This window comes from Streptomyces sp. SID12501 (assembly GCF_010550245.1).
Taxonomy (GTDB): Bacteria; Actinomycetota; Actinomycetes; order Streptomycetales; family Streptomycetaceae; genus Streptomyces.
On record NZ_JAAGLU010000027.1, the window covers coordinates 1 to 19,816 of the forward strand.

The 19,816-nt window shown below is 71.1% G+C and carries 20 protein-coding genes and 3 pseudogenes; 6 read left to right on the top strand and 17 right to left on the bottom strand.

Annotation, left to right across the window (positions count from 1 at the left end):
- Nucleotides 1-154: 154 nt before the first annotated feature.
- The 3 genes from G3I71_RS29345 to G3I71_RS29355 all read right to left on the bottom strand — a co-directional run bounded on the left by G3I71_RS29345 (nucleotide 155) and on the right by G3I71_RS29355 (nucleotide 2,048).
- On the bottom strand, nucleotides 155-772 hold the full coding sequence (locus tag G3I71_RS29345) for a DsbA family protein (protein WP_164319163.1): 618 nt from the start codon (nucleotides 770-772) through the stop codon (nucleotides 155-157).
- A 154-nt stretch (nucleotides 773-926) separates the two neighbouring features.
- The gene (locus G3I71_RS29350) at nucleotides 927-1,421 is read right to left on the bottom strand and encodes a MarR family transcriptional regulator (RefSeq protein WP_164319165.1); all 495 of its coding nucleotides are present in this window, start codon (nucleotides 1,419-1,421) and stop codon (nucleotides 927-929) included.
- Between the two features lie 126 nt (nucleotides 1,422-1,547).
- Nucleotides 1,548-2,048 carry a PaaI family thioesterase gene (locus G3I71_RS29355; protein ID WP_164319167.1) on the bottom strand — a complete coding sequence of 167 codons (501 nt, stop codon included), beginning with the start codon at nucleotides 2,046-2,048 and terminating at the stop codon, nucleotides 1,548-1,550.
- 93 nt (nucleotides 2,049-2,141) lie between these two features.
- Here G3I71_RS29355 and G3I71_RS29360 point away from each other — a divergent pair, with 93 nt between their 5' ends.
- Together G3I71_RS29360 and G3I71_RS50415 are read left to right on the top strand one after the other, a co-directional pair.
- Nucleotides 2,142-2,609: a helix-turn-helix domain-containing protein gene (locus G3I71_RS29360; protein WP_164319169.1), complete on the top strand. Its 468-nt coding sequence runs from the start codon at nucleotides 2,142-2,144 to the stop codon at nucleotides 2,607-2,609.
- Between the two features lie 55 nt (nucleotides 2,610-2,664).
- A complete protein-coding gene (locus tag G3I71_RS50415) occupies nucleotides 2,665-2,814 on the top strand; it encodes a hypothetical protein (RefSeq protein ID WP_203731718.1) in 150 nt (49 codons plus the stop codon).
- A 246-nt stretch (nucleotides 2,815-3,060) separates the two neighbouring features.
- Here the strand turns inward: G3I71_RS50415 and G3I71_RS29370 are convergent, their stop codons facing one another.
- From G3I71_RS29370 to G3I71_RS29380, 3 genes are all read right to left on the bottom strand, one after another.
- Nucleotides 3,061-3,294 (bottom strand): DUF6158 family protein, encoded by a 234-nt coding sequence (locus G3I71_RS29370; RefSeq protein ID WP_164319171.1) that lies wholly within the window; start codon nucleotides 3,292-3,294, stop codon nucleotides 3,061-3,063.
- Between the two features lie 70 nt (nucleotides 3,295-3,364).
- A complete protein-coding gene (locus tag G3I71_RS29375; RefSeq protein ID WP_164319173.1) occupies nucleotides 3,365-4,984 on the bottom strand; it encodes an ABC-F family ATP-binding cassette domain-containing protein in 1,620 nt (539 codons plus the stop codon).
- A 72-nt stretch (nucleotides 4,985-5,056) separates the two neighbouring features.
- Complete coding sequence (locus G3I71_RS29380; RefSeq protein WP_164319175.1) at nucleotides 5,057-5,713, bottom strand: histidine phosphatase family protein; 657 nt, start codon at nucleotides 5,711-5,713, stop codon at nucleotides 5,057-5,059.
- 90 nt (nucleotides 5,714-5,803) lie between these two features.
- Between G3I71_RS29380 and G3I71_RS29385 the strand changes: the two are divergent.
- The 3 genes and pseudogenes from G3I71_RS29385 to G3I71_RS29395 form a co-directional block, all read left to right on the top strand.
- Nucleotides 5,804-6,409, top strand: a pseudogene (locus tag G3I71_RS29385) (phosphatase PAP2 family protein); the annotation flags it as partial.
- Nucleotides 6,410-6,557: 148 nt separating this feature from the next.
- A complete protein-coding gene (locus G3I71_RS29390) occupies nucleotides 6,558-7,391 on the top strand; it encodes a methyltransferase domain-containing protein (protein ID WP_164319179.1) in 834 nt (277 codons plus the stop codon).
- A 60-nt stretch (nucleotides 7,392-7,451) separates the two neighbouring features.
- A complete protein-coding gene (locus G3I71_RS29395; protein ID WP_164319181.1) occupies nucleotides 7,452-7,622 on the top strand; it encodes a hydrophobic protein in 171 nt (56 codons plus the stop codon).
- Nucleotides 7,623-7,760: 138 nt separating this feature from the next.
- On the opposite strand, the pseudogene G3I71_RS29400 reads toward G3I71_RS29395, so the two are convergent.
- The 5 genes and pseudogenes from G3I71_RS29400 to G3I71_RS29420 form a co-directional block, all read right to left on the bottom strand.
- A pseudogene (locus G3I71_RS29400) lies at nucleotides 7,761-7,985 on the bottom strand (DNA primase); the annotation flags it as partial.
- A complete protein-coding gene (locus G3I71_RS29405) occupies nucleotides 7,982-8,767 on the bottom strand; it encodes a GvpL/GvpF family gas vesicle protein (RefSeq protein ID WP_164319378.1) in 786 nt (261 codons plus the stop codon). The pseudogene G3I71_RS29400 and the gene G3I71_RS29405, both read right to left, overlap by 4 nt.
- A 149-nt stretch (nucleotides 8,768-8,916) precedes the next feature.
- Complete coding sequence (gene ligD / locus G3I71_RS29410; RefSeq protein WP_343243109.1) at nucleotides 8,917-9,840, bottom strand: non-homologous end-joining DNA ligase; 924 nt, start codon at nucleotides 9,838-9,840, stop codon at nucleotides 8,917-8,919.
- Nucleotides 9,837-11,708 carry a transketolase gene (locus G3I71_RS29415; RefSeq protein ID WP_343243110.1) on the bottom strand — a complete coding sequence of 624 codons (1,872 nt, stop codon included), beginning with the start codon at nucleotides 11,706-11,708 and terminating at the stop codon, nucleotides 9,837-9,839. The genes ligD and G3I71_RS29415 overlap by 4 nt, the downstream gene beginning before the upstream one ends.
- On the bottom strand, nucleotides 11,705-13,099 hold the full coding sequence (locus G3I71_RS29420) for an NAD(P)/FAD-dependent oxidoreductase (protein WP_164319183.1): 1,395 nt from the start codon (nucleotides 13,097-13,099) through the stop codon (nucleotides 11,705-11,707). The genes G3I71_RS29415 and G3I71_RS29420 overlap by 4 nt, the downstream gene beginning before the upstream one ends.
- Before the next feature lie 226 nt (nucleotides 13,100-13,325).
- Here G3I71_RS29420 and G3I71_RS29425 point away from each other — a divergent pair.
- Nucleotides 13,326-13,733, top strand: a pseudogene (locus G3I71_RS29425) (TIGR03557 family F420-dependent LLM class oxidoreductase); the annotation flags it as partial.
- 126 nt (nucleotides 13,734-13,859) lie between these two features.
- Here the strand turns inward: G3I71_RS29425 and G3I71_RS29430 are convergent.
- From G3I71_RS29430 to G3I71_RS29455, 6 genes are all read right to left on the bottom strand, one after another.
- Nucleotides 13,860-14,411, bottom strand: coding sequence for a GNAT family N-acetyltransferase (locus G3I71_RS29430; RefSeq protein WP_164319185.1), 552 nt, complete (start codon nucleotides 14,409-14,411; stop codon nucleotides 13,860-13,862).
- Between the two features lie 26 nt (nucleotides 14,412-14,437).
- The gene (locus tag G3I71_RS29435) at nucleotides 14,438-14,692 is read right to left on the bottom strand and encodes a LapA family protein (protein ID WP_164319187.1); all 255 of its coding nucleotides are present in this window, start codon (nucleotides 14,690-14,692) and stop codon (nucleotides 14,438-14,440) included.
- 88 nt (nucleotides 14,693-14,780) lie between these two features.
- Nucleotides 14,781-15,707 carry an LD-carboxypeptidase gene (locus G3I71_RS29440; RefSeq protein ID WP_164319190.1) on the bottom strand — a complete coding sequence of 309 codons (927 nt, stop codon included), beginning with the start codon at nucleotides 15,705-15,707 and terminating at the stop codon, nucleotides 14,781-14,783.
- Complete coding sequence (locus tag G3I71_RS29445) at nucleotides 15,704-17,662, bottom strand: prolyl oligopeptidase family serine peptidase (RefSeq protein WP_164319191.1); 1,959 nt, start codon at nucleotides 17,660-17,662, stop codon at nucleotides 15,704-15,706. Before G3I71_RS29445 ends, G3I71_RS29440 begins: the two co-directional genes overlap by 4 nt.
- Before the next feature lie 14 nt (nucleotides 17,663-17,676).
- Nucleotides 17,677-18,981: a M20/M25/M40 family metallo-hydrolase gene (locus G3I71_RS29450; protein ID WP_164319193.1), complete on the bottom strand. Its 1,305-nt coding sequence runs from the start codon at nucleotides 18,979-18,981 to the stop codon at nucleotides 17,677-17,679.
- A complete protein-coding gene (locus G3I71_RS29455) occupies nucleotides 18,974-19,807 on the bottom strand; it encodes a M55 family metallopeptidase (RefSeq protein WP_164319195.1) in 834 nt (277 codons plus the stop codon). Before G3I71_RS29455 ends, G3I71_RS29450 begins: the two co-directional genes overlap by 8 nt.
- Nucleotides 19,808-19,816: the final 9 nt, after the last annotated feature.

Below are 19,816 nucleotides of genomic sequence, written 5' to 3' on the forward strand. Positions count from 1 at the left end.
CAGGCCCTGATCGCCCTCGCCCGCCGACGGGTGAACGTCCTCTGGGCAATGCTGCGTGACGGACAGTGCTACCACGGGTCACTTCCCGTCACGGCAGCAGCTTGACTTCAGCATTGGGATGTTCCTTTGCGAGTGGGGGTGGGGACAGGAAGATTCAGGGGGTACGACGGGTCGCGAGCCGCCGGTCGACCTCGTCGGCGTTGGCATGGCCGTACGCCAAGCGGGTTGCGGTGTCGCCGTCGACGGCGAGCAGGGTGGGGAAGCCGGTGACGCCCAGTTCGGCCGCCCGGTGGAAGTCGTCCGCAGCCGTGGACGCCGCCTTGGGCCCTTCGAAGGCGGCCACCACCGCATCGGCGTCCAGACCCGCCGCCCCGGCGACCTTCCGGTAGGTCGCCGGGTCGGAGAGGCTCAGACCCTCGACGTAGAAGGCGTGCTGCAGCGCGACGGCCAGCTCCGCCGCACGGGCGGGCGCGGCCTGACGCAGAGCCACAACCCCGCGCGCGGCGACCTCGGAGTCCATCACGAACGAACCGTCGGCGACCAGCACCTCGTACGCCGCACCGAACTCCGCACCGGTCAGCTCCGCGATCTGCGCATTCGCACCCTGGACGTACCCGAACTCCCGCACCGGCACCCGACGCGACCCCGTGAACAAGCCACCCGACACCACCTCCACCGGCACATCCGGATGACGCGAGACAACCTCGCTCAGCGTTCCGGAGAAACCATGCGACCAGCCGCAATAGGCATCGAAGACATAGACGAGCTTCATCAAAGACCTCGGCAGCGTGGGGCCCCCGCACCTTCCGCGAGCGATTCACCTGATCAAACAGTAGCTGACTCATCAGATGTTTCTCGGCCCTTGTGACGTGGGCCATATCGGACTGACTGACGTCATTAGATCAGCGTTGCCGCAGAGCCGCAGGTCAGGGAAGTCGGGGCATGACATCCCGGGCCGCGTGACTGAGGATGCGGAGATCCTCCGCGAATCGCGCACGGTCCGCCACGGGGAGGGGCTGCACGAAGTACCGCTGGATATTCTCCAGATGGACCCGCGACGCGCGTACGGTCGTCTCCTCACCCAGCGGGGTCAGGCGCACCAGCCGGCCGCGCCGGTCGTCGGGATCCTCCGCACGCTCGACCAGACCCGCCGCCGCCATCCGGTCCACCAAACGGGTGACGCCACCCGTGGTCAGCACCTGCTCCTGAGCGACGGCCCGCATCGACAGCCCCGGCCCACCCGCCCGGCCGAGGATCAGCAGGACCTCGAAGACCAGATGACTGATGCCGCATTGCTCCTCGAGCGCCCGGCCGATGATGTAGTCCAGTCGGCCCGCCGCCCCGTGCAGCCGCCCGAACACCAGGACGAGCTGATGGTCGGCAGCCTCCTTCGCCGTCCTGATCTCCGCTTCCTCACACACGACCGCGCCGCCCCCTCCCGTCGTCCCGGTACCACCACCACGGTACCGATCACGCGTCGGACGGGCGGGGCAGCCGAGTCGGCCGACCGGTTCACCGGCAGCCGTCCGCCGGTGACCGGTGACCGGTCACCCTTGCGGGGGCGGCACCGGGAAGAGCAGGCAGCTACTGGTGGCGTGGGCGAGGAGCCGGTCCCGCGCGTCGAACAACTGGGCCTGGGCGAGGGCGGTTTGGCGGCCCTTGTTGACGAGCGTGCCGATGGCTCGCACCGTGCCCGTGTCCACGGTGATCCGCCGCAGGAACTTCACCGTCAGGTCGAGTGAGGTGTACGCCATGCCCTGCGGGAGGGTCGACTGGACGGCGCACCCCGCCGCCGAGTCGAGCAGAGTGGCGAAAATGCCGCCGTGCACACTGCCGATCGGGTTGTAGTGCTCCTCCCCCGGCGTCAGCGAGAAGACCGCCCTGCCGGGTTCCACCTCGGTCAGGGTGAAGTCGACGGCGTAGTTGACGGGCGGCGCAGGCAGGCGTCCCGCCTGCAGCTCGCGCAGGAAGTCGAGGCCTGCCATGCGTCCGGCGGCCTCCGCCAGGATCGCCGGGTCTTCCCATTGATACGTACGTGTTCGCCCCATGGCCGAGCGCCTCCCGGTCTGACTTTTACAAGTGAAGCTAGCTGGCCCTGCACCTGACTGTCAATGACGAAGCCAGCGCCGTACGATGGCGGCATGGAGTGGCTTGAGGCGAGCACGGAGAACTGCCCCGTCCAGCGCACGCTCGACGTGGTCGGAGAGAAATGGACGTTGCTGATCCTGCGTGACGCCGTCAACGGAGTTCGCCGCTTCGACGACTTCCACCGCCACATCGGCCTGTCGGAGGCCGTCCTCAGCGACCGCCTCCGGAAGCTGATCGAGGCCGGTGTCATGAAGACCGTCCCCTACCGGGAGCCGGGCAGCCGCTCCCGCAACGAGTACCGTCTGACCCGCAAGGGCTGGGACCTGTGGCCCGTCCTGATGGCGCTGACCCAGTGGGGCGAGGCCTACGCGCTCGGCGCCGAGGGACCGATGCTGGACGTTCGCCACACCGACTGCGACGCCCCGGTCCGCGTGGTCGTCGAGTGCTCCGCGGAACACTCCGCCCTCACCCCCGGGGAAGTCACCGCCCGACTGGGCCCAGGGGCCCGCCGCCGAGCATGACCCGCAGGCGAAGCACCGCTGACGTGTGTCGGCAGCGGATCGTCGGGTACGCGGCGTGCACCCCCGAAGTCTGGAGGAACTCGTGCGCATCGCGTTTCCGACCGCCCCCGAGGGCGTCGAACAGATCGAACTCACCGAGCTCCGGCAGGCGATGACCGGGTCCACGAGCAGGTGCGGATCCGCGATCACGGGCGCGACACCCTGATCACCAGCCGCAAACCGGACGACCTGAAGGCGTTCTGCGACGCACTCGTGTCCGAATCCGGCAAAAAGGCCGCCCTGTCCACGCCTGTAGGGCTTCGGTCACTGGCCGGCCACTGACAACCCGCCTTCGTCGCGGCGGTCGCGGCCCATCGGCACTGGGATCCTCCCCCGGTGCGCCGCTGAGATCCACCGCTGCGGCCCGTGCCGCTGCCGGGAGTCCTCGGGCCCCGGGCAGCGGCACCGTCGCTCACTCCTGCGCGCAGTCCCGGCCCCTGGCACCCTCGCGGGTGCGGCCGGTGGCGATCGGGCGGCGCGGATGGCGGCGCAGGTACTCGCCCTCCAGTTGCGCCATGCGGTCGTTGTGGGCGCGCAGCGCGTCGTTCGACGCGTGCAGCAGCGTGTCGTGCCGGGTGCGGTGGATCGTCTCCAGCTCCTTCATCAGCTGCTGGTCGTCCAGTCCGCCCGGGTCGACTCCGTTCATGGTGGCTCCCCGATCGTCGGGTCCTTCGGTACGGCCCGGGTACCCGTGAACCGACAGGCGAAGCGACTCCTTACCGGGCCCGCTCCACCCGCCGCTCGTCCCACACCGGCTCGGCGGTCTCCCGGACCCGCCCGTCGCTGCCGAAGACCAGATATCGATCGAACGAGCGAGCGAACCAGCGATCGTGCGTGACGGCGAGAACCGTGCCCTCGAACGCCTCCAGCCCTTCCTGGAGTGCCTCGGCGGACTCCAGGTCGAGGTTGTCCGTCGGCTCGTCCAGCAACAGCGCCGTGACACCCTCCAGCTCCAGCAGCAGGATCTGGAAGCGCGCCTGCTGGCCCCCGGAGAGCCGCTCGAAGCGCTGCTCGGCCTGGGCGGTCAGCTCGTAGCGGCGCAGCCTGGACATGGCCGCGCCCCGGTCCTGCGAGTGCACGGCCCACAGGATGTCGAGGAGCGGACGGCCCTCCAGTTCGGGATGGGCATGCGTCTGCGCGAAGTGCCCGGGCACGACCCGCGCGCCGAGCTTCCACTCGCCCGTGTGGTTCACGGTGTCACCGGCGAGCAGCCGCAGGAAGTGCGACTTGCCGGAGCCGTTGGAGCCGAGCACGGCGACCCGTTCGCCGTAGAAGACCTCCAGGTCGAAGGGTTTCATCAGCCCGGTGAGCTCAAGTCCCTTGCAGGTGACGGCCCTTACGCCGGTCCGACCGCCCTTGAGCCGCATCGTGATGTCCTGCTCGCGCGGCGGCTCGGGCGGCGGCCCCGCCTCCTCGAACTTCCGCAGCCTGGTCTGCGCGGCCTGGTAGCGGGACGCCAACTCATGGCTGATGGAGGCCGCCTGACGGAGGTTCAGCACCAGCTTCTTCAACTGGGCGTGCTTCTCGTCCCAGCGACGGCGCAACTCCTCGAAGCGCGCGAACCGTTCGGCCCGCGCCTCGTGATAGGTGGCGAACCCGGCGCCGTGTACCCACGCGTCCGCACCGGCGGGACCGGGTTCGACGGACACGATCTTCTGCGCGGACCGGGAGAGCAACTCCCGGTCGTGGGAGACGAAGAGAACCGTCTTGCGGGTCTCCGCGAGCCGCTCCTCCAGCCATCGCTTGCCGGGTACGTCGAGGTAGTTGTCGGGCTCGTCGAGCAGCAGTACCTCGTCCGTGCCGCGAAGCAGCGCCTCCAGCACCAGTCGCTTCTGCTCACCGCCGGACAGCGTGCGCACCAGCCGCCACTGGGCCTTCTCGTACGGCACCCCGAGCGCGGCCGTGGTGCACATGTCCCACAGGGTCTCGGCCTCGTAGCCGCGCGCCTCGGCCCAGTCGGAGAGGGCCTGCGCGTACTGGAGCTGGGCCGCCTCGTCGTCGACGGTCAGCATGCCGTGCTCGGCCAGGTCGACCGCCTTGGCGGCCTCCTTGATCCGCGGGGTGGCGACCGACACGAGCAGGTCCCGTACGGTCGTCTCGTCCCGTACGGAGCCCACGAACTGGCGCATCACGCCGAGCCCGCCGCTCACGTTGACGGTGCCGCCGTGCGGTTTCAGCTCGCCGGAGATCAGCCGCAGCAGGGTCGTCTTCCCGGCACCGTTGGGTCCCACCAGGGCCACGACGGCCCCTTCGCCCACCCGGAACGACACATCGCCGAGCAGCGCCCTCCCGTCGGGAAGGTAGTACTCAAGGTGCGCTGCTTCGAGGTGTCCCATGAGGCGCATTCTGCGGGCCGACCACGACCCCGGGCAAACCGATAAGCGCACACCCGTGGCCTCACCTCCCCGCTAGCCGTGCAGCGCCTCTCCCGTCGGCCCGCCGCCCGTGCCCGGCGCGGTCGTCACGACGACCGCTCCCGCCCAGGACACCGCCTTCCAGCCGTCCGCCGGGGATCCCTCCAGGACGACCACACCGGTGTTGTCGAGCCGGTGCTCGGCGGCGAAGGGCACATCGACGTTGTCCGCGCGGGCCGCCGCCCACATCCGGATCGCGGCGCCGTGGCTGACCATGGCGACCGTACCGGCCCCGCTGCCGGCGGCCTCCGCGACGACCGCATCGAAACGCCCGAGCGCCTCGACCCCGTTCTCCCCGCCAGGCATCCGCAGCTCCGTGTCACCGGCCGCCCACGCGAACAGGGTGGTCATGTACGCGTGCGCGGCCTCCGGGTCGCCCCGCATCTCCAGGTCCCCGGCGGCCACCTCACGGATCCCGTCCCGCACCCGTACGCCGAGACCACGCGCCCCGGCCAGCGGGGCGGCGGTCAGCTGCGCACGGGTCAGCGTGGAGGCGTACAGCGCGTCGATCTCCTCGTCCGCGAGCGCCTCCGGCAGCATTGCGGCCTGCCGCTCCCCCAGCTCGGTCAGTCCGGGCCCCGGCACCGCGGTGTCCAGCAGGAATTTCACGTTCGACGGGGTCTGACCGTGCCGGATGAGCAGCAGACGCATACGGATTCCCTCTCGCCCTACGATCTCGCGACAAGCCCTCTGACCGGCACGACAAGACAAAAAGGCTCTCTTCAGGGTACCCAGAGGGTCATGACCGCAGACATCATCGACCTCACCGTTCCCCAGCTCGGCCGTCACGCCCTGCGCGAGAACCTGCTGAACCTCGACTCCCGGCTGTTCGAGACCGCCGCCACCCGGCACTGGCCGGGCGCCGAGCGCGTCCTGCCGAGGCTGAGCCGCAGCGCGAACCACGGCGTCCTGTGGTTCGCGACAGCCGCCGCCCTGGCGGCCACCGGGAGCCCCCGGGCCCGCCGGGCCGCCGTCCGGGGCCTCGCCTCCCTCGCCGTGGCCTCCGCGACGATCAACACCGTCGGCAAGCGCTCGGTACGCCGCGCACGCCCCGTACTGGACGCCGTTCCGAGTGCCAGGCAGCTGAAGCGGCAGCCGATCACCACGTCGTTCCCCTCCGGTCACGCCGCGTCGGCGGCGGCCTTCGCGACCGGTGTCGCCCTGGAGTCCCGGGGTCTGGGCATCGTGGTGGCGCCGATCGCCTTCTCGGTGGCGATGTCCCGTGTCTACACCGGCGTCCACTTCCCCAGTGACGTGCTGGCGGGCGCGGCCCTTGGCGCGGGCGCCGCGTTCGCCGTACGGAAGCTCGCGGCGACCCGCGACCGGTCCGCGCCCCCGGCCCGGCCGCTCGACCGCAACTGCCCCCCGGCTGGCGACTGCTGACGGGCGATGTCCACATCTCAAGACGCGGGTCTCATTATTCGGCACGACTGCGTACGGTGATGAGCGAGTCGTTCGAAGCGGGTCGTTCGAGAAGACGAGAAGGGGCACGGTCATGTCCAAGCCGCAGTCGCAGCCGCAGGAGACCGCCGTCTACACGCACGGGCACCACGAGTCCGTGCTCCGCTCGCACACCTGGCGCACCGCCGCCAACTCGGCGGCGTACCTCCTCGGTTCGCTGAAGCCGCACATGAGGATCCTGGACATCGGCTGCGGCCCGGGCACGATCACCGCGGACCTGGCCGCACTGGTCCCCGACGGTCAGGTCACCGGCGTCGACCGGGCGCCCGGCATCCTGGACCAGGCCAGGGCCACGGCCGCCGAACGGGGCCTGGGAAACGTCGAGTTCGCGGTCGCGGACATCCACGCGCTGGACTTCCCGGACGACACGTTCTGTGTGGTCCACGCCCATCAGGTGCTCCAGCACGTGGGTGACCCGGTGCGCGCGCTGAGCGAGATGCACCGGGTCACCAGACCGGGCGGATACGTCGCCGTCCGCGAGTCGGACTACCTGGCCATGGCCTGGTATCCGGCGTCGGAGGGCATGGACGACTGGCTGGACCTGTACCGGCGGGTGGCCCGGGCCAACGGGGGCGAGCCGGACGCGGGGCGGCGGCTGAAGTCCTGGGCGCTGCGGGCCGGACTCACGGACATCACGGCCACGTCCAGCACCTGGACGTTCGCGGACAGCGACGAGCTCGCCTGGTGGAGCGGCCTGTGGGCGGACCGGACACTCGCGTCGGCGTACGCGGACCGGGCCACGGAGGGCGGCCTGGCGACCCTGGATCAGCTGCGGGCGGTCTCGGAGGCCTGGCGGGAGTGGGGACGGCGGGAGGACGCCTGGTTCACCGTCCTGCACGGAGAGATTCTCTGCCGAAAGACCAACTGATTCCCTTCACGGACGACTGAGACGCCGATTTCGGGAAACTCGGAGTCCAGGAGGTTCACAATGGTTCCCATTCTGCTCGTACTGCTTCTGGCTCTGATTCTCTTCGGTGCCGGATTCGCGGTGAAAATACTCTGGTGGATCGCACTGATCGTGCTCGTCGTCTGGCTACTGGGCTTCCTGGTGCGGGGCACGAGCGCGAGCGGATCAAGGGGCCGGTGGTACCGCTGGTAGCCGGCATCAGTAGGTGACCAACCCCTGGAAAACAGGGTGCTTCGCGGCCCGGGGACCAGAATCTGGTCCCCGGGCCGCGGCAATTCACTCACCGCCTTCCTTGAACGCCCGTTGATTGCCGGACCAGCCTGTGCGGTCGGCTTTGCCGAGGTCCCGCAGGTCTTCGCTCAACCGGTCGACGATCTCCTTGAACCGCGGGTTGTCGCGCAATTGCCCCGACAGCAGGTCCGCGAGCGCCTGCGGGCTCAGCTGCATCCGCTTGGCGGCCATTACGGCGCCGACGGCGAAGACCAGTTTCAGTTTCTTCGTACGGCCGAGAACGTATCCGGCCCCTACCGCGAGGCCCAGTTCCACTCGGTTCATCCTCGTACCGTCCCGTTGTCGGCGCCTGTCGGGGAAGCCGCGGACTCGACCGGGCCCGGTTCGACGAAGCTGTACGGCGGCAGCGGCCCCTCGACCCGTACTTCGAGATACGGATGGGCCTTGCGGAGCTGCTCGGTCGCGGTGCGGAACGCCTCCGCCGAGTCACGGGCCACCAGGAACGACACGTCCGCCGGCCGTTCGGTCGACTCGGCGCCCACGCTCACCGCCACCGCGGACGGCTCCAGCCGCTGCCGCACCTCGACGGCGTCCTCGGCCTCCCGGGCCCGCACCGCGGCCACGACCATCTCACCGAGGCTCACCCGGTCGTCGTAACTGCCGCCGCCTGCTTGCCTGTTGGCCTCGGCGAGGGCCCGGAGCTCCGGGTTCTCCGCCAGCACGCGGTGCAGGACGACCTCTTCCTCGTGGCTCACCTCGACCTTGTACTCGACGTTGCCGTCGAGGGCTTCGAGGCGTTCCGCGTAGTGCTCGGCGCGCTCGGCCAGTACGGAGGTGGCCGCGTCGTCGTCCGGTGCGACACTGCCGAACGGCATGGGCAGCACACACCCGGCCACGCCCGCCTCCTCCAGCACGTGCCGGTGGGCGAGCAGATCCTCGTGCTGGGGGCGCAGTTCCTCGGGTGCGTCGCTGACGATCGCCGCCAGAGCGCCCTCCGTCAGGACGCGCACGGAACGCGGCGGATCACCGACGCCGCGCAACTCCCTTGCGAAAGAACGCAGTTCGGGATGGTCGGCGGCGATGATGCCGTAGACGTACGTACCGATACTCGTGTCGATGCCCATGTCGTCGCCCGCGTTCGTACCGCTGTTCGCGTTTGCACCCCTGTTCGTGTTCGTGCCGCTGTTCGTGTTCGTGTCGCTGTTCGTACTCACTCCTGCTCCTCTTGAGGTACGTCTGTTGATGTGGTCCGGCTTCAGCCCATCGCGTCGAGCCTTCGGCGCGCCGGCCCCAGCGCCCGCCCACGCCGCATCAGCTCGCCCCACGGGTGGGTGCGTGCCTGCTCGACCGCGTCCGCGATCGTCCAGCGCCGGGCGGTCAGGCCGGGTGCGTCCAACTGCTCCCAGCTGATGGGGACGGCCACGGGGGCCCCGGGTTCGGCCCGGACGGAGAACGGCGCCACCGCGGTCTGCGCGTACCCGTTGCGCTGCACGTCGAGGTAGAGCCGGTCGCCGCGCTCCTTCTTGCGGGCGGCGGTGGTCAGCCGGTCGGGGTGGGCGGCGGCCAGCACCTCGGCGACGCCATGCGCGAACTCCCGTACCTCGTCGAAGCCGTGACGCCCGCTGAGCGGCACGACGATGTGCAGCCCGCGCGAGCCGGTGGTCATCGGCGCGGACGGCAGCCGCAGCATGTCGAGCAACTCCCCCAGATACAGGGCCGTTTCGCGTACCTCGGCGAAGTCGTCCACCGCCGGATCGAGATCGAAGACCATACGGTCCGGGTACTCGACGCGGCCGACGCGCGAGAGCCAGCGGTGCAGGGTGACGGAGGCCTGGTCGGCGAGGTGGACGAGGGTCGCCGTGTCGTCGCAGACCGGGTGGACGACCGTACCGCCCTCCTTGGACACCTCGACCCTGTTGATCCACTCCGGGGAACTGTCGGAGATGTTCTTCTGCATGAACCGGGGGCCGTCGATGCCGTCCGGGTGGCGTTCCAGCATCAGCGGGCGTCCGCGCAGGTGGGGCAGCATGAACGGCGCGACGGCCACGTAGTAGTCGACGAGGTCGGCCTTCGTGTACTCCTTGACGTCGTCGCCGCCCGGGAACAGCACCTTGTCGGGCCGGTGGACCTCGACGGTCCGCCGCCCGGCCCGCACCCGCCGTACCGCGCCGTCACTCACGGCACGATCACCTCCTCCACGAGCAGCCGGCCCGCCGCCATGATCGCCTCGGCGTCGATGCCCGCCGCGTGCAGCTGCTCGTCGGGGTTCGCCGAGCCGGGCATCGTACGGACGGCGAGGCGCGCCAGCCGGGGCAGCGGCCGTCCGTCGAGGAAGGCGTCGAGGACCGCGTCCCCGATGCCGCCCTCCTCCCGGTGGTCCTCGACGGTGAGCAGACAGCCGGTCTCCTCGGCGGCCCGGCGCAGCGTGAGCCGGTCGACGGGTTTGACGGAGTACAGGTCGATGACCCGCACCGGGATGCCCTGGGCGTCGAGCGCGTCGGCGGCGGCCAGAGCCTCGTGGACGGTCACGCCCGCCGCGACCACCGTCAGCCGGTCCTCGCGCCCGGCGGTGCGCAGCACCTTGCTGCCGCCGACGGGGAACTCCTCGTCAGGCCCGTAGAGCAGCGGTGCCCCGCCGCGCGAGGTGCGCAGATACCGAATGCCGTCGAGGCCGGCCATCGTGGCGACGAGCCGCGCGGTCTGGTGGGGGTCGCACGGATACAGCACGGTCGAACCGTGCAGCGCGCGGAACATCGCCAGGTCCTCCAGGCCCATCTGGGAGGGCCCGTCCTGGCCGATCGCGACGCCCGCGTGCGAGCCGACGAGGTTGAGGCCGGCCCCGCTGACCGCCGCCATGCGCAGGAAGTCGTGCGCGCGGGTCATGAAGGCCGCGAACGTCGACGCGTACGGTATCCAGCCGCGCGCCGCCAACCCCACCGCGGCGGCGACCATCTGCTGTTCGGCGATGTAGCACTCGAAGAACCGGTCGGGGTATTCCTTGGCGAAGGCCTCGGCACGGGTCGAGTCGCTCACCTCGCCGTCGAGGGCCACGACATCCGGCCGGGCGTTGCCGAGCGCGGCGAGCGCCTGCCCGTAGGCGTCCCGGGTGGGGATCTCCTCCCCCACGTCCCAGCGGGGCAGTTCCAGGTCTCCGGCCCGTACGGCGTGCAGCGCCCGGGCGGCGCGCGGCTCGGGCGGGCGGACGCGGAGGTCGCGGGGGCCGCCGAGTTCGGCGATCGCTTCGTCGGCGTCGGGCAGGGGTTTGCCGTGCATTCCCTCGCGGTCCTCGACGGCCGCGACACCCTTGCCCTTGAGGGTGCGGGCGAGGACGACGACGGGCTGTCCGGTCGTCGACTCGGCCTCGCCGTAGGCACGTTCGATGGCCTCGACGTCGTGCCCGTCGATCTGGACGGTGTGCCAGCCGAAGGCCTTGAACCGGCGGGCGTAGGCGTCGAGATCGTGCCCGTGCCGGGTCGGTCCGCGCTGCCCCAGCCGGTTGACGTCGACGACGACGGTCAGATTGTCGAGATGCTCGTACGAGGCGTGCTCGGCGGCCTCCCACACCGACCCCTCGGCCAGCTCGCTGTCCCCGCACAGCACCCACACCCGGTACCCGGTGCGGTCGAGCCGCTTCCCGGCCAGCGCGATACCGACGGCCACGGGAAGTCCCTGGCCGAGTGATCCGGTGGCCGTCTCGACCCACGGCAGCCGCCGGGGCGTCGGATGCCCTTCGAGCCTGCTGCCCAGCCCACGGTAGGTGAGCAGTTCGGCGTCGTCGATGGCGCCAACTGCCTTGTAGGCGGCGTAGAGCAGCGGCGAGGCATGCCCCTTGGAGAGGACGAAGCGGTCGTTGCCGGGGTGGTTCGGACGGTCGAAGTCGTACCGGAAGTGCCGGGCCAGGAGTACGGCCATCAGGTCGGCGGCGGACATGGACGAGGTCGGATGCCCGGAGCCCGCGGCAGTCGAGGCCCGGACGCTGTCGACGCGCAACTGCTGGCCCAGCTCGGCGAGTTCGGCGGTGTTGCGCAGGGGTCCTGCGGTGTTCACGACTCTCCTTCCGATGGGGTGGACGGTTCCGCGGCCTGTCGCGGGGACTGTTTCGGCACCCGTCCCGGGGACTGCCGCTCACCGCCCGGCACCCGCGCGAGCTCGGGCGACGACGTGTCCAAGGGGACCGACCAGGAGCGGACAAGCCCCAACTGCACTCCCTGGCGCGGCAGTACGGCGTCCAGCAGCCAGTCGGCCGCGACCCGCACCCGGTTTCCGGGCATCGCCACGAGGTGGTAGCCCCGGGTGACCGCGCCGGCGAGCGGCCCGGACAGCGAGACGCCGAGCGGGTTCGCGGCGGCCTTGACCCCGCCCAGGTCCACGACGAACCCCAGGTCACGGTGGCGGTAGGCGCGGCGGGAGCAGACACCGAGCGAGGCGGCGACGTTGCGGGCCGCGACCCTGCCCTGCCGCCAGGCGTGCTGCGCGGTCATCCCCGTGAACTCACCGGGCTTGTTCAGGTCGGGCACAGCGGCGGCGTCCCCGCACGCGAACACCTCGGGGTGGCCCGGCACTTGGAGGAACGGGTCGACGATCAGCCGCCCGCGCTCCAGGGGCTGCCCGATGCCCTCGACCAGCGGGTCGGGGCGCACGCCGACACACCACACCAGGGTCCGCGACTCGACGAACTCCCCGTCGGACAACAGGACTCCGCCGGGTGTCGCCTCCTTCACGGAGGTTCCCGTGCGGATGTCGACACCCCGCTCACGCAGCACCCGGTCGGCGGTGCGCGACAGTTTCTCGTCCAGCTGGGGCAGGACGCGCGGCGCGGTGTCCAGCAGCAGCCAGCGTGGCCGGATGCCTTCGCGCAAGGGCTGCTGGCGCACCAGCGCGTCGGTGAGCAGCTGCCCCTGCGCGGCGACCTCGGTACCGGTGTAGCCGGCGCCGACCACGACGAACGTACAGCGGGCGGCGCAGCTCTTGGGGTCGTCGGCGGCAGCCGCCAGTTCGATCTGCCGGATCACGTGGTCGCGGTGATACAGGGCCTCGGGCAGACCGCGGAAACCGTGGGCGTTCTCGGCGACGCCGGGCACGGGCAGCAGCTTGTTGACGCTGCCGACGGCGAGGACGAGCCGGTCGTAGCCGAGGGTGCCGCTCTCGCCCTCGGGGTCCGTGTAGCGGACGGTGCGCGCGTCGAGGTCGATGCCGTCGGCCTCGGCCTCGCCGAGCACCAGGCGCACCTGGGGCAGAGTGCCGGGGAGGGAGACGGTGATACGGCGCGGTTCCAGGACACCGGCGGCGACCTGGGGCAGCAGCGGCAGGTACAGAAAGTGGTCGGTCGGGTTCAGCAGGGTGATGTCGGCCTTCTGCCGGGTCAGCCGGGTCAGGGTGCGGGCCGTCTGGTACCCGGCGAAGCCCGCGCCGACGATCAGGATGCGGGGTCGACTCACGTTTTCGCCTCCGACGAGATCGCGCGTGCAGAACCTTCGGTCAGCCGTACGGACGCCGTCGTGGACGACGTACGGAGCTATCCGCGTCCCCCTGGTCAGGGCGCCCAAACGTCCGTCGGGGCCTGGTTCGACCATCCGCGGTCCTACATCCCGCGCCGGTTTCCCGGCCGCCCGCCGGGTACTCGGAGCACACCCCGACCCGCCCTTTTCCCGGAGGTGCTTCTTCATGCCCGAGTACGGCTAATTCCTCGCGTGCGAGGAATTCGGCCCGGCGGAGCTCGTCGAGCAGGCGGGGCAGGCCGAACAGGCCGGGTTTTAGGCGCTGTGGATCTCGGACCACTACCACCCGTGGAACGACGCCCAGGGCCAGAGCCCCTTCGTGTGGTCCGTGATCGGCGCACTGTCGCAGGCGGTGCCGCTGCCCGTCCAGGCGGCCGTGACGTGCCCGACCGTGCGGATGCATCCGGCGGTGGTCGCGCAGGCCGCGGCGACGAGCGCGGTGATGACGGACGGCCGGTTCCGGCTCGGCGTCGGCACCGGCGAGGCGCTGAACGAGCACACCCTCGGCGACCGGTGGCCGCCCGCGCACACCCGCCTGGAGATGCTGGAGGAGGCGATCCAGGTGATGCGCCGGTACGTGTTCCCGTCCGGTGACAACCAAGCTGGCAGGAGCACCACTTGGGCGGGTCTCGCAGCCCCCCGGTTGCCGGGAGGGCAGTCGTCAGGCGGACCTGAGCGCCGCCCGACTCACCGGCGGAGTTCAGCGCTTCGGCATCTCCGAGGTGATCGCCCACCGTTCGTGGTCCCGCCAGGCGCCGTCGATGTAGAGGAAGTCCGGCGAGAAGCCCTCCAGCCGGAAGCCGCAACGCCGGGCGAGGGCGATCGAGGCGACGTTGCCGGGCTGCACGTTGATCTCCAGCCGGTGCAGCCTCAGCGGCGGCCCGAAGGCGTACCGGACGACGAGACCGAGCCCCTCGCTCATCAGCCCCCGCCCGGCCGCGTGCGCGAACGCCCCGTATCCCAGGGCACCGCACAGAAAGCCGCCCTGGACGATGTTGTTGATGTTGACGAACCCGGCGACGTCGCCCCCGCTGTCCTTTTCGCACAGGAGGAACCCGGCCTTGGCCGGATCCTCGATCAGTCGCCCGGCGTACGAGGCATAGGCGTCCGGACTCGCCGGCGGAGCCAGCCAGGGGTGATGCAGGGCCTTGCTCTCCCGCACCCGGTCGATGAACTCGGCACCGTCCTCGTAGGTGAACGGACGTATGCCCACGCGGGGCCCTTCGGCAAGATATCCACGGAGCTCAGACACTCAGCCACCCTACGCGCGACCCTCGTTCACCTCCGGCGGCGTATGAAATAGGCCCCGCAGAGCGCGCCGATGACCGCCGTGCCGAGCAGTGCCATCCACAGCGGCATGGTCACTTCGGGGATCAGCAGCCGGATCCTGGTGGCGCGGGTGTTCTCGAAGATGAAGATCAGGGCGAGGAGGGCGAGCGCCCCGACGGCGACCCGGGCGGGCGTCAGCAGCCCCCGGGCACCTCCGGTCCCGCCGGCGGCGTCGCCACGGCTCTCGGAGGTCTTCGGGCTCATGAGGCCAGCATGAGCCGAGCCACGACTTCCCGCGCGCCCGGAGGTACGCCGGACGGGTGATCGCACCGAGAGCCGACCCGCACCGCCCTCACCGCAGCGCGGGTTCCTCCAGCGTCAGTGTGCCCGCGTCGGCGTCCAGTTCGGCGGCCACTCCGAACGGGATCGTCAGCGCCCCGTCGCAGTGCCCGAACCCGAACCCCTCCACCACCGGCACCCCGAGCCCGCCGAGCCGGTCGGCGAACACAGCGCGCAGCCCCTCGTACGGACCGCACCGCTCCCATGAGCCGAGCGCGATCCCGGCGACGCCGTCGAGCCAGCCGGTACGCAGCAGCTGGGTGAGGTCCCGGTCGATCCGGTACGCGCTCTCCCCCACGTCCTCGATCATGAGCAGTCCGCCGCGCGCACCGGGCCGGGCGTGCGGGGTGCCCCGTTCGGTGGCGAGTATGGCCAGACAGCCGCCGAGGGCGACACCCCGGGCCCGCCCGGGTACCAGCGCCGAACCGGCTGCGGCATGGATGACCCGTACCGACTCCGGATCGAACAGCGTGGCCCGCAGATGCTCCTGCGCCCGTGCGTTCTTGAGGAAGTCGACGGCGGAGACCATCGGTCCGTGCAGCGTGGCGAGTCCCAGACGGACCGCGAACGCCTCGTGCAGCGCGGTGATGTCGCTGTAGCCGACGAACACCTTGGGACCGGCCGCCCGCAGTTCGTCCCAGTCGAGCAGGTCGACCATGCGCTGCGCGCCGTAGCCGCCGCGGGCGCACAGCACCGCGTCGACCGTGGGGTCGCACCAGGCGGCCCGGAAGTCGGCGGCCCGGTCGGCGTCCGTACCCGCGAGGTAGTCGAACTCCCCGTGCCGGTCCAGGACATGGGGCGCGACGACGGGGTCGAGGCCCCAGCCGCGCAGCAGGTCAAGGCCGGACTGCAGCCGCTCCTCGCGCACGGGCCCACTGGGTGCGACGACGGCCACGCGGGCACCCGGCGCGAGCCTCGACGGCCTTGTCAGGGGCTTCACTTGACGAGTTCCAGGGTCGGGATGCCGGGCGGGGTGAGGCCGAAGACCTGTGCGTACAGGGAGAGTTCGGCCTCCAGGACGCGCACGGTCGTGTCCGCCCGCCGGAATCCGTGCCCCTCCCCCTCGAACGCGATGTAGCGGTGCGGCACGCGCCGTCCCTCCATCGCGAGCCGGGCGAGGAACCGCTCGCACTGCACGGGCGGGCAGATGACGTCGTCGAGCCCCTGCAGCAGCAGGAAGGGTGCGGTGATGTCGGCGGCGTGCTCGGCGGGCGAGCGCTCCAGATAGCGGCCCGGGACCTCGGCGAGCGGGCCGACCAGGGACTCCAGGTACTGCGACTCGAAGTCGTGGGTCTCCCCCGAGCCCCAGCCCGCCAGGTCGAGGATCGGGTAGAGGATCGTGCCGCAGGCGTAGACGTCGGTGCTGGTAAGGGAGGCCGCCGCGGTCCAGCCGCCCGCGCTGCCGCCCCGGACGGCGAGCCGGGCGCCGTCGGCGGTGCCCTCGTCGGCGAGGGCGAGCGCGACGGCCGCGCAGTCCTCGACGTCGACGACGCCCCACTGTTCGCGCAGCCGGTTGCGGTACTCGCGCCCGTACCCGGTCGAGCCGCCGTAGTTGACCTCGGCGACGCCGATGCCCCGCGAGGTGAAGTAGGCGATCTCCAGGTCGAGTACGAGCGGCGCCCGCCCGGTCGGCCCGCCGTGCGCCCACACGACGTACGGGGGCAGCTCGTCGCCCGGCGCCGTGTACCCGGGGTGGTGCGGCGGATAGATGTGCGCGTGGATGTCCCGGCCCTCCGGACCGGTGAAGGTGCGGATCTGCGGCTCGGGATAGTGCACGGGGTCGACCGGGTCCTGGTGGGCGGCGCCGATGACCCGGGTCCGTCCCGTGCGGGTGTCCAGCTCGACGACCTCGGCCGCGCTGCGCGGGCTGGCCCCGACGGCGAGGACCCGGTCCCCGTGCACGGCGAGGGTGGCCCCGAACTCGGTCCAGGGGCCGCACGTGTCGACGACGTCGCCGGTCTCCGGGTCCAGGATCCCGAGCGAGGTCGCCCCACGCCCGTGCACGACCGCGACGGGACCGCCCTCCAGCGGGGCGAACCAGCGCTGCCCGACCTTCCACAGCGCCCCGCCGAACTCCTCCGGGCGGGGGCACACGGGCACGTCGTCCCGGTAGAGGTTCCACCAGCCGGTGCGGTCGCTGACGTACAGCAGTGCTCCGTCGCCCGCCCAGTCCACCTGCGCGATCGACTCCTCGGGCCCTCCGGCGACCGTCCGGGCATCGCTCAGCGTGCCGTCGGCGCCCACCTCCGCGACCACCAGATCGGTCCCGTCCCAGGGCATCCGCGGATGGTCCCAGGCGAGCCAGGCCGCGCGCCGGCCGTCGGGTGAGATCCGGGGTCCGGTGACGAACCGGTGCCGGTCGTCGGTGAGTTCGCGTACGGCGCCGCGGTCCTCGGCGGCCGATCCGTCCAGCGGCACGGCGGCGAGCACGCGCCGCACATCAGTGGGTCCTTCGCCGGTGAACTCCTCGAGCACGCACCAGACTTCGCCGAGTTCGAGCCGCAACTGCGGCTCCACCCAACGCAGTCCGCCGCCGACCGGGGACAACGGCGTGAGCGGGCGCGGCTCCTGACCCTCCGCCAGACAGTACAGCCGCTGATCGGCGAAGTTGACGAACACGACCAGCGAACCGCCGTCGCGCACGGCACCGGCCCACGGATGGCCGCCGTACTCCATGACGCGGCTGCGCACGTTCCACGGCGCGTCGAGGACCGACTCCTGGGAGCCGTCGGCGCGCCGCCGCACCAGGGTGCGCCGACCGTCCTCGGTGGGCCGGGGCTCGGTCCACCAGGCCTCGTCGCCGACGAACCCCACGTAGTCGGGGGATCCGTCGTGCTCGGCGGCGAGTTCCGCGTCGATGGGCGAGAGCCATGATCCGTACGGCAGTGTCTGCACTGTGTTCCCCACTCCTAGGCCGTGCGCAGGAACCGGTCGAGTACCCGGACTCCGAAGTGCAGCGCCTCGACCGGGACACGCTCGTCCACACCGTGGAAGAGCGCCTGGTAGTCGAAGCCCTCGGGCAGTTTCAGGGGCGCGAATCCGTACCCGGTGATGCCGAGCCGCGAGAACTGCTTGGCGTCGGTCCCACCGGACATGCAGTAGGGCACCACGAGCCCCTCGGGCGCGAACTCCTCGACGGCGGCGCGCATTCGGGCGTACGTGGGTGAGTCCACGGGCGCCTGAAGGGCTCCCGAGCGATGGTGGAACTCCCAGGTGACCTCGGGGCCGGTGAGTTCGTCGAGGGTCGTCCGGAACTCGTCCTCACAGCCGTACAGGAAGCGCCCGTCGACGAAGGCGACGGCCTCGCCGGGGATCACGTTGACCTTGTAACCGGCGTTCAGCATGGTCGGGTTGGCGCTGTTGCGGACGGTCGCCTCGACGAGCCGGGCGGCGGGTCCGAGCTTGGTGAGGAGTCCGTCGACGTCGTCCAGGTCGGGCACGACGCCGTAGAGGGCGGCGAGTTCGGTGAGCGCGGCCCGCACAGTGGGGGTGAGGCGCAGCGGCCACTCGTACGCGCCGATGCGGGCGACGGCGGCGGCCAGGCGGGTGACGGCGTTGCTGTGGTTGACCTTCGAGCCGTGTCCGGCGCGGCCCTTGGCGGTCAACTTCAGCCAGCCGGTGCCGCGTTCACCGGCGGCGATGGGGTACAGGTGGCGTCCGCCGCCGTCGTGGAAGGTGAACGCCCCTGATTCGCCGACCCCTTCGGTGCACCCGTCGAACAGCCCCGCGTGCTCGGCGGCCAGGAACCCGGCGCCGTCCGCGGCGCTGTCCTCCTCGTCGGCGGTGAACGCGATCACGATGTCGCGCCGGGGCCGGACGCCCTCACGGGCCCAGTCGCGGACGACGGCGAGGATCATCGCGTCCATGTTCTTCATGTCGACGGCGCCCCGCCCCCAGACGACGCCGTCGCGGATCTCCCCGGAGAACGGGTGCACGCTCCAGTCGTCGGCACGTGCGGGCACGACGTCCAGGTGCCCGTGCAGGAGCAGCGCGTCGGCGGAGGGGTCGGTGCCCTCGATCCGGGCGACGACGTTGGTGCGGCCCCTGGTCCGCTCAAGGAGCGTGGGCTCGAGGCCTGCCTCGGCGAGGAGGGCGGCGGCGTACTCGGCGGCGGGCCGCTCCTGGCAGTCGCCGCCGCCGTGGTTGGTCGTGTCGATCCGGATGAGGTCGGAGGTAAACGACACCACCTCGTCGAGCGCCTGCTGCTCAGCCATACTGCTCCTCCACCGCGGCCGAGACGATCGTCGTGACCGCCTTGAAGGTACGAATGCCCTCGTACATTGTGCCGCTCGTGTACGCCACCTTCCGCTCCCCGATCCGCGCGACGCCGGGCACGACGGTGGCGGCCATGGAGAGATGCTCGGCGTCGAACTCGAGCGCGACGGTGAACGGTCCGCCGACGACGGGCTCGTGCCGCACGGCCAGCGCGGCGGCCTCCTTCGCGGCGGCCCGGATGTCGGCGGCGGTCCTCGCGGGCGTCCGGCACACGGCGGCGTACCGCGACACATGGTCCTTGACGGCGACCTTCAGCGCCTCGGGCGCGTATCCGAGCGCATCCTCGCAGGCGAGGTCGTCGCCGGTGACGAGCACGACGGGAACGCCGTACTCGGCTGCCACATGGGAGTTGAGGAGCCCTTCGCTGGCCCGTACATCGTTCACCCACACGCCGGTGATGGAGTTGGCGAGGTAGGTGTGCGCGAGGACGCCCTCCATGCCGGCGCCCGCGTGATAGCCGACGAAGGAGATGCCGTCGACGTCGCCGTGCTGGACGCCCTCCACCATGGACAGCGACTTGTGGCGACCGGTGAGCATCTCCACCCGCTCGTCCAGCCGTTCGAGCAACAGGTTGCGCATCGTCCAGTGGGCCTCGTTGACCAGCACCTCGTCGGCGCCGCCGTCGAAGAAGCCGAGCACGGCGGCGTTGACGTCCGAGGTGAACATCGAACGGCACCGTTCCCACTGCGGGGTGCCCGGCAGCACGTCGGCCGGCCAGGTGACGCCGGTGGCGCCCTCCATGTCGGCGCTGATGAGGATCTTCATCGTGAGACA